The following is a 13,523-nucleotide window of genomic DNA, read 5'->3' as shown; positions in this document are numbered from 1 at the left end:
TCAGGGGTGACCCATCCAGAATTGCGCGATGACGACGCCCGCTCCCGCGATAACGCCGAGCCCGACGACGAGCAGCGTCGTCAGCAGCCGGTTCGTGCGCTTTTGCTCCGCGAGCAGTTGGCGCATGGTTTCGTCATTGTTGCCGCGCGGCGCGTCATGCCGTTCCGCGAGCAAGTGATGAATTAGCCGCGGCAATTGCGGAATGGTCTTGCTCCACTGCGGCGCTTCCATTTGCAGACGCTCGTACCAGCCGCGCCAGCCGATCTGCTCGTTCATCCAGCGTTCGAGGTAGGGCTTCGCGGTCTTCCACAAATCGAGTTCCGGATCGAGCGAGCGGCCGAGCCCTTCCACGTTCAGCATCGTCTTTTGCAGCAGCACGAGTTGCGGCTGAATCTCGACATTGAAGCGGCGCGAAGTCGAAAAGAGCCGCATCAGCACCTGTCCGAGCGAAATGTCCTTGAGCGCGCGGTCGAAATAGGGCTCGCAGACCGCGCGAATCGCGCTCTCCAGTTCCTCGACGCGCGTGCTCGGCGGCACCCAGCCGGATTCGAGATGCAGCGTCGCCACGCGGTGGTAGTCGCGCTTGAAGAACGCGAGGAAGTTCTGCGCGAGATAGTTCTTATCGAAGTCCGAGAGCGCCCCGACGATCCCGAAGTCGAGCGCGATATAGCGGCCGAACGTCGCCGGATCGAGGCTCACCTGAATGTTGCCGGGGTGCATGTCCGCGTGAAAGAAGCCGTCGCGAAACACCTGCGTGAAGAAAATTTCGACGCCTTCGCGCGCGAGCTTCGGAATATCGACGCCGGCCGCGCGCAGCGTTTCGACTTGCGAGATCGGCACGCCGACCATGCGCTCCATCACCAGCACCGTGGGCGCGGACAGATCCCAGTACATCTCCGGCACGAGCAGCAAATCGAGGCCCTGAAAATTGCGGCGCAACTGGCTGCCGTTGGCGGCCTCGCGCATGAGATCGAGTTCGTCGTGCAGATATTTGTCGAATTCAGCGACAACTTCGCGCGGCTTCAGCCGCCTGCCGTCCGGCCAGAGACGCTCGGCCCAGATGGCGATATCGCGCAGGAGCGCGAGGTCCGAATCGATCACCGGCAACATGCCCGGCCGCAACACCTTCACGGCGACGGGCTTGCCCGCGTGCTCGCCGTGCTTGATCTTCGCAAAATGCACCTGCGCGATCGACGCGCTCGCCACCGGCACGCGCTCGAAGTCGTCGAAGAGCGCATCGATCGGCGCGCCGAGCGCTTTCTCGATGATCGAAACGGCGACGTTCGAATCGAACGGCGGCACGCGGTCCTGCAACTTCGCGAGTTCGTTGGCGATATCGACCGGCAACAGATCGCGCCGCGTCGACAACACTTGGCCAAATTTGACGAAGATTGGTCCAAGGCTTTCCAGCGCGAGGCGCAGCCGGATGCCGCGCTCGACATCGAAGCGGCGGCCGAACGTCGTCACGCGCATGAGGTAGCGCACGCGGCGGTCGTTGATGCCGCTCATGACCAGTTCGTCCAGGCCGAAGCGGACAATCGTGAAAAAAATCTTGAGGAAACGCAGAAAACGCATGGTCGGAGTTCGCTTCAGCTCGTTATTTGCGCGAGTCGCGCTCGGACTCGCCGCCGGTCCGCGCTGAAGCGCCGCGGGCCGACTCTCGTTGTTCGATCCGCTCGATGCGCTTTTCGACGCGCGCGAGCGCATCGCGCGCCTGCGACAACTCGGCGTTGAACGCGTCGAGCGCGCTCTTGCGCACGAGTTGCGGACGCTCGTCCAGCAAGTACTCGGCCACGGAGTCGAGAACATTGCGGCCGGTGCGCTGCGCCTGCGCCTGCATCGTGCGCGCGATCATGCCGATGCGATGCGCGGGCGCATCGCCGATCACGCGCGACAAGTCCTCCTCCGGATCCCAGCGCAGATGCTCGGCGAGCTTCGCGAGCGTCTGCGCGAACTCGGCATCGCCTTCTATGCGCACGTGCTTCATCACCGCCGCCTGGCCGCCTTGCAGAAACGCGGGAAGTGCATCGAACGGCACGGCGATGCTGACATCGAAATGGCCCACTTGCGTCTCGCTCGTCGCGACGAAAAGCCCGTCCGCCTGCGCGACGAGCGCGATGACGAACGGCGCGCACGACAGCCGTACGGACTTGCCGGCATACGGCTGGAGGCGCTCGCGCGCCCACGGCTCGCGCGCGAGCAGATGATTCACGACAGCCGCGAACGCACCGGACGCGGTCTTGACGGCAGGATCTACAACGGAGCGGGAAGGTTCGTGTGCGTTCGTCATCGGCTCTGAGATGAAAAAACCCGCGCAAGCGGTCGCTCGCGCGGGTTCTATTCTACGGTCTAGGCAAACTCCGCGAACGCGGAAGCCGCTTCTCGACGCGCGTCCCGCTGCCGACGTGCGGCGCCATGCCGCCACGCCGGCGTGCGGGGACGCGCTCAACTGACCTGCTGAATGCCGGCCAGCAGCCAGCCTTCGTTACCGGATTTCTGCTTCGACAGGTTCCAGATTTCGACGAACGGCTCGGCCGCCGCCCCTTCCGATTCACGGATGAGGCCGTGGAAGCGCACGCTTGCGAGATACTCGGACCCGCGATCTTCCACGCCGAGCACGTCGGCGTTCAGCTGGACCACGTCCGTGCGATTCGGCGCGCCGCCGCGTGCATCGATGTCGAGCTTCACTTCGGCGAACATTTCCGGCGTGGTGAATTCGCGGATGTCGTTGACGTTGCCGCGGTCCCACGCGTCCTGAAGGCGCACGAAGTAGACCTTCGCGTTACGCACGAACGCTTCGGTGTCGAAGCCTGCCGGCACGTTGACCGGCGCGGCCTGCGTCGCGGGCGAAACGATATAGTCCGCGCCGAAGCCCGCAGGCTGCGACATGCGCGGCGGCTCCTGATTCAGGCCGCTGCGCGCCGACGCGCCATACGGCGACGCGCCCGCGCCTGCATACGCCGGCGTCGATGCGCCCTGCCGCTTGCGCATGAAGAAGCGGAACAGCATGACGGCCGCGAGCACGATCAGCGCGATCATAATCATGTTGGCCATCGCGCCAGCGAACGCGCCGCCGAGCCCGAAATGCGACAGCAGCGCCGCGATGCCCAAGCCAGCGGCAAGACCGGCGATCGGCCCGAGCCAGCGGTTGCGCGCCGGTTGAGCGGCGGGCGGCGCGGCGGGCGCGGGTTGCGCGCGCTGCGGCTGCATCGACTGGCTCGGCTGCATGGACTGCGACGGCGGCGTCGCCTGATGCTGCTGCGTGGCCGTGGCCGACTGGCGGCCCATGCTGCGGCCGCCGCCCATGCGGCGCGCCTCGGCGTCGTCCGCGAAGATTGCGCCAGCCGTAACAACGCCAGCGAGCGCCAAGATTCCGGCCTTCCTGAACATCGAGCTCAGAAAACCCCGGGATTGGGGTGTGCGCGAATCGGACATATCGAATCCTTAAGAGAGTGGAACATCAAAATTTTGTCCCGACGTGTAACGCTACCACGCCACCTGACAAATTGTAATATTCGACTCGATCCAGTCCTGCTTGTTCCATCATCGTCTTCAATGTTTCCTGGTCCGGGTGCATGCGGATGGACTCGGCCAGATAGCGATAGCTGTCCGCGTCCTTTGCCACCTTCTCGCCGAGCCAGGGCAGAATCTTGAAGCTGTAAATGTCGTACGGCTTCTTGAGCGGTTCCCACACTTTCGAAAATTCGAGCACGAGCAGACGGCCGCCCGGCTTGAGCACGCGGTACATTTCGGCCAGCGCGCGCTCCTTGTGCGTCATGTTGCGCAGGCCAAAGGCCACCGTCACCACGTCGAAGTAGTTGTCCGGAAACGGAATCTTCTCCGCGTCGCACAGGAGCGTCGGCGTGATGACGCCCTTGTCCAGCAGACGATCGCGACCCACGCGCAGCATCGATTCGTTGATGTCCGTGTGCCAGACTTCGCCCGTCGCGCCGGCCTGCTTGGCGAACGCCATCGCGAGGTCGCCGGTGCCGCCCGCGATGTCCAGCACCTTGTAGCCCGCGCGCACCTTCGCCTGCCCGATCGTGAAATGCTTCCAGATGCGATGCAGCCCGCCGGACATCAGGTCGTTCATCAGGTCGTAATTGCTCGCGACGGAGTGGAACACGCCCGCCACCTTGCTCGCCTTCTCCTGCTCGTCGACCGTTTCGTATCCGAAGTGGGTCTTGCTCATTGCGCTCTTTCCTCGCATGTTGTTCGTATCTGCCTGCGCAATCGTCGCGCCGGCCCGCGGCGTTATGCCGCGCATAGTTCGTTCAGTGACAGTGGCCGCCGGCGGGCTTCGCGGCCATCGGCGCATCGCGGTCGATGCCGGCGGCCTGGAGCTTCGTCAGATAGTCGCGCCAGCGTTCGTCCTGTTTCGTCGCGAGATCGTAAAGGATGTCCCACGAATAAATGCCGGTATTGTGCCCGTCCGAAAAATTCAACTGCAGCGCGTAATGTCCGACCGGCTCGATGCCCGTGATGGCGACTTCGCGCTTGCCCGTCTGCAGCGTTTCCTGCCCCGGCCCGTGGCCTTGCACTTCGGCGGACGGCGAATAAACGCGCAACAGCTCGAACGGCACGCGATACGACTCTTTCTCGCCGTATTGCAACTCCAGCACGCGGGATTTCGAATGCAGAACGACGCCGGTGGGAATCGGCGTCGTCGATGTCAGTCCGCTCATGGTGAGCCTTATCTCTTAAGTTAGGGTTGGCCGAACGCCTAATTCAGCTCGCGGCGAACGGCTTCGCGCAGAAGCGTCGCCTGCGCGCGGCGCTTGGCGAGCTGCGCCTCGGACACCGTGCGCTGGCGCGGCGCCCAGACGGGCAGCGGAAAACGGGAATCGTTGGAAAAACGTGGAATGACGTGCCAATGCAGATGCGGCACCTGATTGCCGAGGCTCGCCAGATTGATTTTCTCGGGCACGAGCACGCGACGCATCGCGCGTTCGACGCCGTTGACGGCGGTCATCACGCGCGCGCGGTCGGCATCGGCCAAGTCCGACATTTCGGCGACATGCGCGCCCCAGATCACGCGACAAAAGCCGGGCCAGTCCGGCTCGTCGGCGAGGACGACGCGCAACGCGTCGTCCGACCACAGCACTTCGCCGCCGTCTTCGCGGCAAAACACACAGTCCATCTCAAACCTCTAGCGAATCAAACCTCGATTTCGCTATTACACCAGCACGCGCTCGATACCGCCATTGTTCGCGCGTTCGACGTACTGCTCCATCCAGTTTTCGCCGAGCACCTTGCGCGCCATTTCGACGACGATATAGTCCGCCTCGACGTTGGCGTCCTCGTTGTAGCGCGAGAGTCCTTGCAGGCACGACGGGCAGCTCGTGAGAATCTTCACGTCCGTGCCTTCGGTCTGCGCGCCGTCGCCCGCCGAGAGCACGGAGCCGGGCGCGGCGCCCGCCGTGCCTGCCGACGCGTTCATCGGATTGATCGCGTTCGAGCCCGCAACCGACGTCAGCGGAATGCCGCGCAGATTGGCCGCGCCTTTGCGCACTTCCTCTTCCTTGCGGAAGCGCACCTGCGTCGCGATGTCCGGGCGCGTGACCGCGAACGTGCCCGACTCGCCGCAGCAGCGATCGTTCTTCTGAATCTTGTAACCGTCGTTCTGCGAGCCCATCAAGTCGTTCACGAGCTTCACCGGATCGACCGTCTTGATCGGCGAGTGGCAAGGATCGTGATACATGTAGCGCGTGCCCTTCACGCCATCCAGCCGAATGTTCTTCTCCAGCAGGAACTCGTGAATGTCGATGATCCGGCAGCCGGGGAAGATCTTCTCGAATTCATAGCCCGCGAGCTGGTCGTAGCAGGTGCCGCACGACACCACGACGGTCTTGATATCGAGATAGTTCAGCGTATTCGCCACGCGATGGAACAACACGCGGTTGTCCGTGACGATCTTCTCCGCCTTGTCGAACTGGCCCGCGCCGCGCTGCGGGTAGCCGCAGCACAGATAGCCCGGCGGCAGCACGGTCTGCACGCCCGCTTCCCACAGCATCGCCTGCGTGGCGAGACCGACCTGCGAGAACAGACGCTCCGAGCCGCAGCCGGGGAAATAGAACACGGCTTCCGAATCGACAGTCGTCGTCTTCGGATTGCGGATGATCGGGACGATCTTGTTGTCCTCGATATCGAGCAGCGCGCGCGCCGTCTTCTTCGGCAGATTGCCCGGCATCTTCTTGTTGACGAAGTGGATCACCTGCTGCACGACAGGCGGCTTGCCGGTCGTCGACGGCGGATGCGCGGTCTGCTTCTTGACGATCTTCTTCAGCACGTCGGTGCCGAGACGCTGCGCCTTGTAGCCGACGCCCATCATCGCGGTGCGCGCGATGTTGATGGTCTGCGGATTCGTCGCGTTGAGGAAGAACATGCCCGCCGCGTTGCCCGCGTTGAACTTCTTCTTGCCCATCTTGCGCAAGAGGTTGCGCATGTTCATCGACACATCGCCGAAGTCGATCTTCACCGGGCACGGCGTCGCGCACTTGTGGCAGACGGTGCAATGGTCGGCGACATCGTTGAACTCGTCCCAATGCTTGATGGACACGCCGCGACGCGTCTGCTCTTCGTACAGGAACGCTTCGACGAGCAGCGAAGTCGCGAGAATCTTGTTGCGCGGGCTGTAGAGCAGGTTCGCGCGCGGCACGTGCGTCGCGCAGACCGGCTTGCACTTGCCGCAGCGCAGGCAGTCCTTGATGGAGTCGGAGATCGCGCCGATATCGGACTGCTGCATGATGAGCGATTCATAGCCCATCAGCCCGAACGACGGCGTGTACGCGTTGCGCAGGTCCGCGCCTTCGAGCAGCTTGCCCGCGTTGAAGCGTCCTTGCGGGTCCACGCGCTTCTTGTACGCGCGGAAATCGCCGATTTCCTCGTCCGTAAGAAATTCGAGCTTCGTGATGCCGATGCCGTGCTCGCCGGAGATCACGCCATCCAGCGAACGCGCGAGCTTCATGATGCGCGCCACCGCGTGATGCGCGTCCTGCAGCATCTCGTAGTTGTCGGAGTTGACCGGAATGTTCGTGTGAACGTTGCCGTCACCCGCGTGCATGTGCAGCGCGACGAACACGCGGCCGCGCAGCACGTGCTTGTGGATGGCCTGCGCTTCGTCGAGGATCGGCTTGAATTCGCCGCCATTGAAGATCTGGCGCAGTTCCGCGCGAATCTCCTGCTTCCACGAAATGCGCAGCGTGCGATCCTGCGCGAGATGAAACACCGTGGCGTCCGGCTGCACGTCCACGCGATCCGCGAACTTCTCGGCGAACGCCTCGTAGCCGAGCGTCACCAGATAGTGCTGCGCCTCGCGCAGCGGCAAGTCGAGCTTCTCGCCGACGAACGTCCACCGTTCGCGCACGCGCTTGAGCAGGTCGAGCGCCTGCTGCACGCGGTCTTCGAGCAGTTCGGCGCTCGGAATTTCGTTGGCGTCGTCGCTCTTGCCGAGCGGCAGCTCGCCATTACGGAAGAACGCTTCGAGCGCGTCGAGCAATTGCAGCTTGTTCTTGATCGACAGTTCGATGTTGATGCGCTCGATGCCGTCCGTGTACTCGCCCATGCGGTTGAGCGGAATCACGACGTCTTCGTTGATCTTGAACGCGTTCGTGTGTTTGGCGATCGCGGCCGTGCGCGAGCGGTCGAGCCAGAAACGCTTGCGCGCTTCCGCGTTCACCGCGACGAAGCCTTCGCCGCTCTTGCCGTTCGCCATGCGCACGACTTCGGACGTGGCCTGCGCGACGGCATCGGCGTCATTGCCGACGATATCGCCGATCAGCACCATCTTCGGAAACGCGTTGCGCTTGCTCTTGGTCGCATAGCCGACCGCGCGCAGATAACGCTCGTCGAGGTGTTCGAGGCCCGCGAGAATCGCGCCGCCCTGCTTCGACGTTTCGAAGAGATAGTCCTTGACCTCGACGATGCTCGGAATGGCGTCGCGCGCCTGCCCGAAGAATTCAAGGCAAACCGTGCGCGTGTGCGCCGGCATCTTGTGCAGAATCCAGCGCGCGGACGTGATCAGGCCGTCGCAGCCTTCCTTTTGCACGCCCGGCAGGCCCGACAGGAACTTGTCGGTCACGTCCTTGCCGAGCCCTTCCTTGCGGAACGTGCGGCCGGCAATGTCGAGGTTTTCACTGCGGATCAGCTTCTCGCCGGGGGCGCGATTGCCGTCGAACCAGTCCAGACGAAAGCGCGCCACTTCGACGTCGTGAATCTTGCCGCAGTTGTGATCCAGACGCGTGACTTCCAGCCAGTTGCCTTCCGGATCGACCATGCGCCACCAAGCGAGGTTATCCAGCGCCGTGCCCCACAGCACCGCTTTCTTGCCGCCCGCGTTCATCGCGACATTGCCGCCGACGCACGATGCATCGAGCGAAGTCGGATCGACCGCGAACACGAAGCCGGCCTGTTCGGCCGCTTCCGTGACGCGGCGCGTGACGACGCCCGCGCCGGAGAAAATCGTCGCGACTTTATGATCGACGCCCGGAAGGTCGGTCATCTCGACCGGTCCGAGCTGTTCCAGCTTTTCCGTGTTGATGACCGCGGAGAACGGCGTGAGCGGAATCGCGCCGCCGGTGTAGCCTGTGCCGCCGCCGCGCGGAATCACGGTGAGGCCGAGCTCGAAGCACGCCTTGATGAGACCGGCGATCTCGGCTTCCGTATCCGGCGTCAGCACGACGAACGGATACTCGACGCGCCAGTCGGTCGCGTCCGTGACGTGCGAAACCCGCGCGAGGCCGTCGAAGCGAATGTTGTCCTTCTGCGTTTGCTTGCCGAGCACGCGCGACGCGCGGCGGCGCAGATCGGCCATGCGGCCGAATTCGGAGGCGAAGTCGTCCACGGCGCGGCGCGCGGCGGCGATGAGCAGTTGCACGCGTTCAGCGCGCTCGCGGCTGCCTGCTTCTTCGCTGTGCTCCGACAAGTCCGCGCTGCGGCGCTTCTCGATTTCGGTCAGGCGATGGTTCAGCGCCTCGACCAGCATCGCGCGACGCTTCGGGTTGTCGAGCAGGTCGTCTTGCAGATACGGATTGCGGCGCACGGCCCAGATGTCGCCCAGCACTTCGTACAGCATGCGCGCGGAGCGGCCGGTGCGGCGCTCGGCGCGCAGTTCGTCGAGCGCGGCCCAGGCTTCGTCGCCCAGGAGCCGCATGACGATTTCGCGGTCCGAAAACGACGTGTAGTTATAGGGAATTTCGCGGAGACGCGGCTCGATATCGAGCGCCAAGGCGGCATGGGCGCCGTTCGGATCGAAGGCTTGAGGTGCGTTCATGTTCGACGGTTCGGTGGTTCGGCGCGCGGGCTTCGGAAAGCGTAGACGCCGACGGTGCGCGTGGGGGCGCAGATTTTCGAAGGAGACTTTTGTTTACGAAGGCGGGCGATTCGCCCGAAAGCGCCGGCTTGCGCGGATGCCGCGAGCCTCACGGCGCCGCCTTCGATGTGCCCGAGATCAACGCCACGATCGCGCATGGCGCGCATGCCGCTCGGCCGCCGCGTGATGCGCGCGGGGAACATGCGCCAGAGATTCGATCCGAAGCTGCAAGTGCATCTGCCGGTCCTGATTGCTGATTTGCAAAAAGAAATTCTAACCCATCGCGAAAATCGCCGTTGGCGGCCGCTAGCACGACGAAGGGGTTTTTGCGCGCCCATTTTCGCCGCCGTTTGGCTTTTTTGCGCGCTTTTAGGCGTCCGGCCGGTCGGTCAATGCTGCGCCGCGCCGGAAACGCAGTCCTTTGCGGCTATCATTGATGTTTTCGCCCTGAAAAAGCGCAGCCGGCCTGCCTGACGAGTCCTCCGCATGAACCATCCCGATTACCTGAAGAAAGTGCTGACGGCGCGCGTCTACGACGTCGCACGCGAAAGCGAGCTGGAACCGGCGCGCAATCTGTCGGCGCGCCTGCGCAACTCCGTGTATTTGAAGCGCGAAGACAATCAGCCGGTCTTCTCGTTCAAGATTCGCGGCGCGTACAACAAGATGGCGAACCTGCCGACAGATGTGCTCTCGCGCGGCGTCATCACGGCGTCGGCGGGCAATCACGCGCAGGGCGTGGCGCTCTCGGCGGCGCGTCTCGGCTGCCGCGCGGTGATCGCGGTGCCGACCACCACGCCGCAAGTCAAGATCGACGCCATCCGCACGCACGGCGGACCGACGGTCGAGATCGTGTTGGCGGGCGAATCGTACAGCGACGCCTACGCGCGCGCCGTCGAGCTTCAGGAAGAGCGCGGCCTCACCTTCGTGCATCCGTTCGACGATCCGGACGTCATCGCCGGGCAAGGCACGGTCGCGATGGAAATCCTGCGCCAGCATCAGGGCCCGATTCACGCGATCTTCGTGCCGATCGGCGGCGGCGGACTGGCGGCGGGCGTCGCCGCGTACGTGAAAGCGGTGCGGCCGGAGATCAAGGTGATCGGCGTGCAGACCGAGGATTCGTGCGCGATGGCGCGCTCGATCACGGCGGGCGAACGCGTGACGCTCGGCGAAGTCGGCCTGTTTTCGGACGGCACGGCGGTGAAACTCGTCGGCGAGGAAACGTTCCGGCTGTGCCGTGAACTGCTCGACGAAGTGCTCACCGTCGACACCGATGCGCTTTGCGCCGCCATCAAGGACGTGTTTCAGGACACGCGCAGCGTGCTCGAACCGGCGGGCTCGCTCGCCGTCGCGGGCGCGAAGCTGTATGCGGAACGCGAGGGCATCGAAGGCAAGACGCTCGTCGCCGTAACTTCCGGCGCGAACATGAACTTCGACCGCATGCGCTTCGTCGCGGAACGCGCCGAGGTGGGCGAAGCGCGCGAGGCGGTGTTCGCGGTGACGATTCCCGAGGAGCGCGGCAGCTTCCGGCGCTTCTGCGAACTCGTCGGCACGCGCAGCGTCACTGAATTCAACTACCGCATCGCGGATGCGCGCGCCGCGCATATTTTCGTCGGCGTGCAGATCAAGTCGCGCAAGGAGACGGCGCAGATGATGTCGTCGTTCATCGAGCACGGCTTTGCGACCGTCGATCTGTCGCACGACGAGCTTTCCAAGCAGCACATTCGCTATATGGTGGGCGGCCATTCGCCGCTCGCGCAGGACGAGCGCCTCCTGCGCTTCGAATTTCCCGAGCGGCCGGGCGCGCTGATGAAGTTCCTCTCGTCGATGGCGCCGAACTGGAACATCAGCCTCTTCCACTATCGCAACCAGGGCGCGGACTACAGCTCGATTCTGGTCGGCATTCAGGTGCCGCAGTCCGATAACGCCGAGTTCGAGCGTTTCCTCGCGACGCTCGGCTATCCGTGGTGGGACGAGCAGGCGAACCCGGTCTACAAGCTGTTCCTCGCGTAAGGCCGAGCAGCGATGGCCTTCACGCTCGAAGACAAGCTCGTCGTCGCGATTTCGTCGCGCGCGCTTTTCGACTTCGAAGAGGAAAACCGCGTCTACGAAACCGGCGACCTTGCCCGCTACGAGGCGCTGCAACGCTCGCGGCTCGACACGCCCGCGAAACCGGGCGTCGCGTTCGGGCTGATTCGCAAGCTGCTGGCGCTGAACGCGCACGAGCAGCGCGTCGAAGTGGTGATTCTGTCGCGCAGCGATCCGATCAGCGGCCTGCGCGCGTTTCATTCGTGCCGCGAGCATGGACTCGCGATCGAGCGCGGCGTGTTCACGCGCGGCCGGTCGCCGTTCGCGTACTTGAAACCGCTGCGCGCGTCGCTATTTCTGTCGGCGAATCCGGACGACGTTCGCGCCGCGCTGGCCGCGGGCTTCCCCGCCGCCCGCGTGCTGCCGGAAACGCCGCGCGCCGCGAGCCGGTATGCTGATGAAATCCGCATCGCGTTCGACGGCGACGCCGTTCTGTTTTCCGACGAAGCGGAACGCGTATATCAGAGCGAAGGCTTGGGCGCGTTCGTCGGCCACGAGACGCAAAAGAAGGATTCGCCGCTTCCCGGCGGACCGCTCAAGCCGCTTCTGGCGGCGTTGAACAAGCTGCAACGCATCGCCGACGACAACGAAAGTCAGTCGCCGATGCACATTCGCACCGCGCTCGTCACGGCGCGCTCCGCTCCCGCGCACGAACGCGCGATCCGGACGCTGATGGCGTGGAACATCGAAATCGACCAAGCGATGTTCCTGGGCGGCCTCGACAAGGGCGAATTCCTGCGTGAATTCGAACCCGACTTTTTCTTCGACGACCAAATCCGCCACTGCGAATCGGCCCGCGTCGTGACTGCGACGGGGCACGTTCTCAGCGGCATAGCGAACGCACCATGACACCCGACCAATCTCCGCTCGGCAAAGCCGTCAACTACACCGAACAGTACGATTCCTCGCTGCTCTTTCCGATCGACCGCAAGCGCGCGCGTGACGAGATCGGCGTGCCGGCGCGCCTGCCGTTCTTCGGCACCGACGTCTGGAATGCATACGAGCTTTCGTGGCTGAACAGGCGCGGCAAGCCGCAGATCGCGGTCGCGACGTTCTTCGTGCCGGCGGAGTCGCCGAACATCGTCGAATCGAAGTCGTTCAAGCTGTATCTCGGATCGTTCGCGCAGACGCAGTTCGATTCGATCGACGACGTGCGCGCCGCCATCAAGCGCGATGTTTCGGCGACGTGCGGCGCGACGGTATCGGTGCAGCTCGTGCCGCCTGCCGATTTCGGCAAGCTCACGATGGAAGAATTCGACGGCTTGTCGCTGGACCGGCTCGACCTCGATTGCGAGATTTATGCGCCGGACCCGTCGCTGCTGACGGCATCGCATGACGAAGCGCCTGTCGACGAGACGCTGTTTTCTAATCTGCTGAAGTCGAATTGTCCGGTTACCGGGCAGCCGGATTGGGGCAGCGTGCAGATCCGCTATTACGGCGGACAGATCGATCACGCGGGTTTGCTGCGGTATATCGTGTCGTATCGCGAACATACCGGGTTTCATGAGCAATGCGTCGAGCGCATCTTCATGGACATCATGCGCGAGTGCAAACCGGAGCGGCTCGCGGTGTATGCGCGGTACACGCGGCGCGGCGGGCTGGATATCAATCCGTTTCGGACGAATTTCAATTTGCCGATGCCGGATAATGCGCGGTTGGGGAGGCAGTAAGTCTCGAAGCGGCGGCGCGCGGCAAGCGCGGCGCCGCTTGCGCCATCACGCCCCCGGCTTCTTATAAGCCACGCAATCCACCTCGACCTTGCAGTCGATCACCATCGACGACACCACGCACGCCCGCGCCGGCGGGTTCGCGCCGAAGTACTCCTTGAACACCTTGTTGAACGAAGCGAAGTCGCGCGGATCGTCCAGCCACACGCCGCAGCGCACCACATGCTCCGTGCCGTAGCCCGCTTCTTCAAGAATGGCGATCACGTTCTGAATCGCCTTGTGCGATTGTTCGACGATGCCGCCCTTGATCACCTCGCCGTCCTGCATCGGCGTCTGGCCCGACACGTAGAGCCAGCCGTCGGCCTCGACCGCGCGTGCGAACGGCATATGCGCGCCGCCTTGTCCCTTGCCGCCTTCCACGCCATAACGCTTCATCTTTCCACTCCTTTTCGAAAAGCAAT

At 63.9% G+C, this 13,523-nt stretch carries 12 protein-coding genes; 4 read left to right on the top strand and 8 right to left on the bottom strand.

The genetic code is table 11. The annotated features are described in order from the left end of the window. The 7 genes from ubiB to HWX53_RS03290 all read right to left on the bottom strand — a co-directional run bounded on the left by ubiB (position 1) and on the right by HWX53_RS03290 (position 9,271). Positions 1 to 1,575 (bottom strand): ubiquinone biosynthesis regulatory protein kinase UbiB, encoded by a 1,575-nt coding sequence (gene ubiB / locus HWX53_RS03320; RefSeq protein ID WP_175939417.1) that lies wholly within the window; start codon positions 1,573 to 1,575, stop codon positions 1 to 3. A 22-nt stretch (positions 1,576 to 1,597) separates the two neighbouring features. After that, entirely contained in the window at positions 1,598 to 2,290 is a 693-nt protein-coding gene (locus HWX53_RS03315; RefSeq protein WP_175939416.1) for an SCP2 sterol-binding domain-containing protein, read from the bottom strand. Between the two features lie 155 nt (positions 2,291 to 2,445). Next, complete coding sequence (locus tag HWX53_RS03310) at positions 2,446 to 3,435, bottom strand: TIM44-like domain-containing protein (RefSeq protein ID WP_175939410.1); 990 nt, start codon at positions 3,433 to 3,435, stop codon at positions 2,446 to 2,448. A 25-nt stretch (positions 3,436 to 3,460) separates the two neighbouring features. Further along, entirely contained in the window at positions 3,461 to 4,192 is a 732-nt protein-coding gene (gene ubiE, locus HWX53_RS03305) for a bifunctional demethylmenaquinone methyltransferase/2-methoxy-6-polyprenyl-1,4-benzoquinol methylase UbiE (RefSeq protein WP_175939405.1), read from the bottom strand. Between the two features lie 82 nt (positions 4,193 to 4,274). After that, a complete protein-coding gene (locus tag HWX53_RS03300) occupies positions 4,275 to 4,685 on the bottom strand; it encodes a DUF971 domain-containing protein (protein WP_175939401.1) in 411 nt (136 codons plus the stop codon). A gap of 38 nt (positions 4,686 to 4,723) precedes the next feature. Next, positions 4,724 to 5,140, bottom strand: coding sequence for an HIT family protein (locus HWX53_RS03295; RefSeq protein WP_175939398.1), 417 nt, complete (start codon positions 5,138 to 5,140; stop codon positions 4,724 to 4,726). 36 nt (positions 5,141 to 5,176) lie between these two features. Next, the gene (locus tag HWX53_RS03290) at positions 5,177 to 9,271 is read right to left on the bottom strand and encodes an FAD/FMN-binding oxidoreductase (protein WP_175939397.1); all 4,095 of its coding nucleotides are present in this window, start codon (positions 9,269 to 9,271) and stop codon (positions 5,177 to 5,179) included. Between the two features lie 195 nt (positions 9,272 to 9,466). Between HWX53_RS03290 and HWX53_RS03285 the strand changes: the two genes are divergently transcribed. From HWX53_RS03285 to queF, 4 genes are read left to right on the top strand one after another with little or no spacing between them, the layout of a single operon-like run. Continuing rightward, the gene (locus HWX53_RS03285) at positions 9,467 to 9,784 is read left to right on the top strand and encodes a hypothetical protein (RefSeq protein WP_175939394.1); all 318 of its coding nucleotides are present in this window, start codon (positions 9,467 to 9,469) and stop codon (positions 9,782 to 9,784) included. A gap of 12 nt (positions 9,785 to 9,796) precedes the next feature. Beyond that, on the top strand, positions 9,797 to 11,320 hold the full coding sequence (gene ilvA, locus HWX53_RS03280; protein ID WP_175939392.1) for a threonine ammonia-lyase, biosynthetic: 1,524 nt from the start codon (positions 9,797 to 9,799) through the stop codon (positions 11,318 to 11,320). A 12-nt stretch (positions 11,321 to 11,332) separates the two neighbouring features. Then, the gene (locus tag HWX53_RS03275; RefSeq protein WP_175939390.1) at positions 11,333 to 12,244 is read left to right on the top strand and encodes a 5'-nucleotidase; all 912 of its coding nucleotides are present in this window, start codon (positions 11,333 to 11,335) and stop codon (positions 12,242 to 12,244) included. Beyond that, on the top strand, positions 12,241 to 13,065 hold the full coding sequence (gene queF / locus HWX53_RS03270; protein ID WP_175939388.1) for an NADPH-dependent 7-cyano-7-deazaguanine reductase QueF: 825 nt from the start codon (positions 12,241 to 12,243) through the stop codon (positions 13,063 to 13,065). The genes HWX53_RS03275 and queF overlap by 4 nt, the downstream gene beginning before the upstream one ends. 45 nt (positions 13,066 to 13,110) lie before the next feature. On the opposite strand, the gene HWX53_RS03265 is transcribed toward queF, so the two are convergent. Continuing rightward, entirely contained in the window at positions 13,111 to 13,497 is a 387-nt protein-coding gene (locus tag HWX53_RS03265; RefSeq protein ID WP_175939386.1) for a RidA family protein, read from the bottom strand. Positions 13,498 to 13,523 lie beyond the last annotated feature (26 nt).

Source organism: Caballeronia sp. BCC1704 (genome assembly GCF_902833455.1).
Taxonomy (GTDB): Bacteria; Pseudomonadota; Gammaproteobacteria; order Burkholderiales; family Burkholderiaceae; genus Caballeronia.
This window is presented reverse-complemented; position numbering and strand designations above follow the sequence as displayed.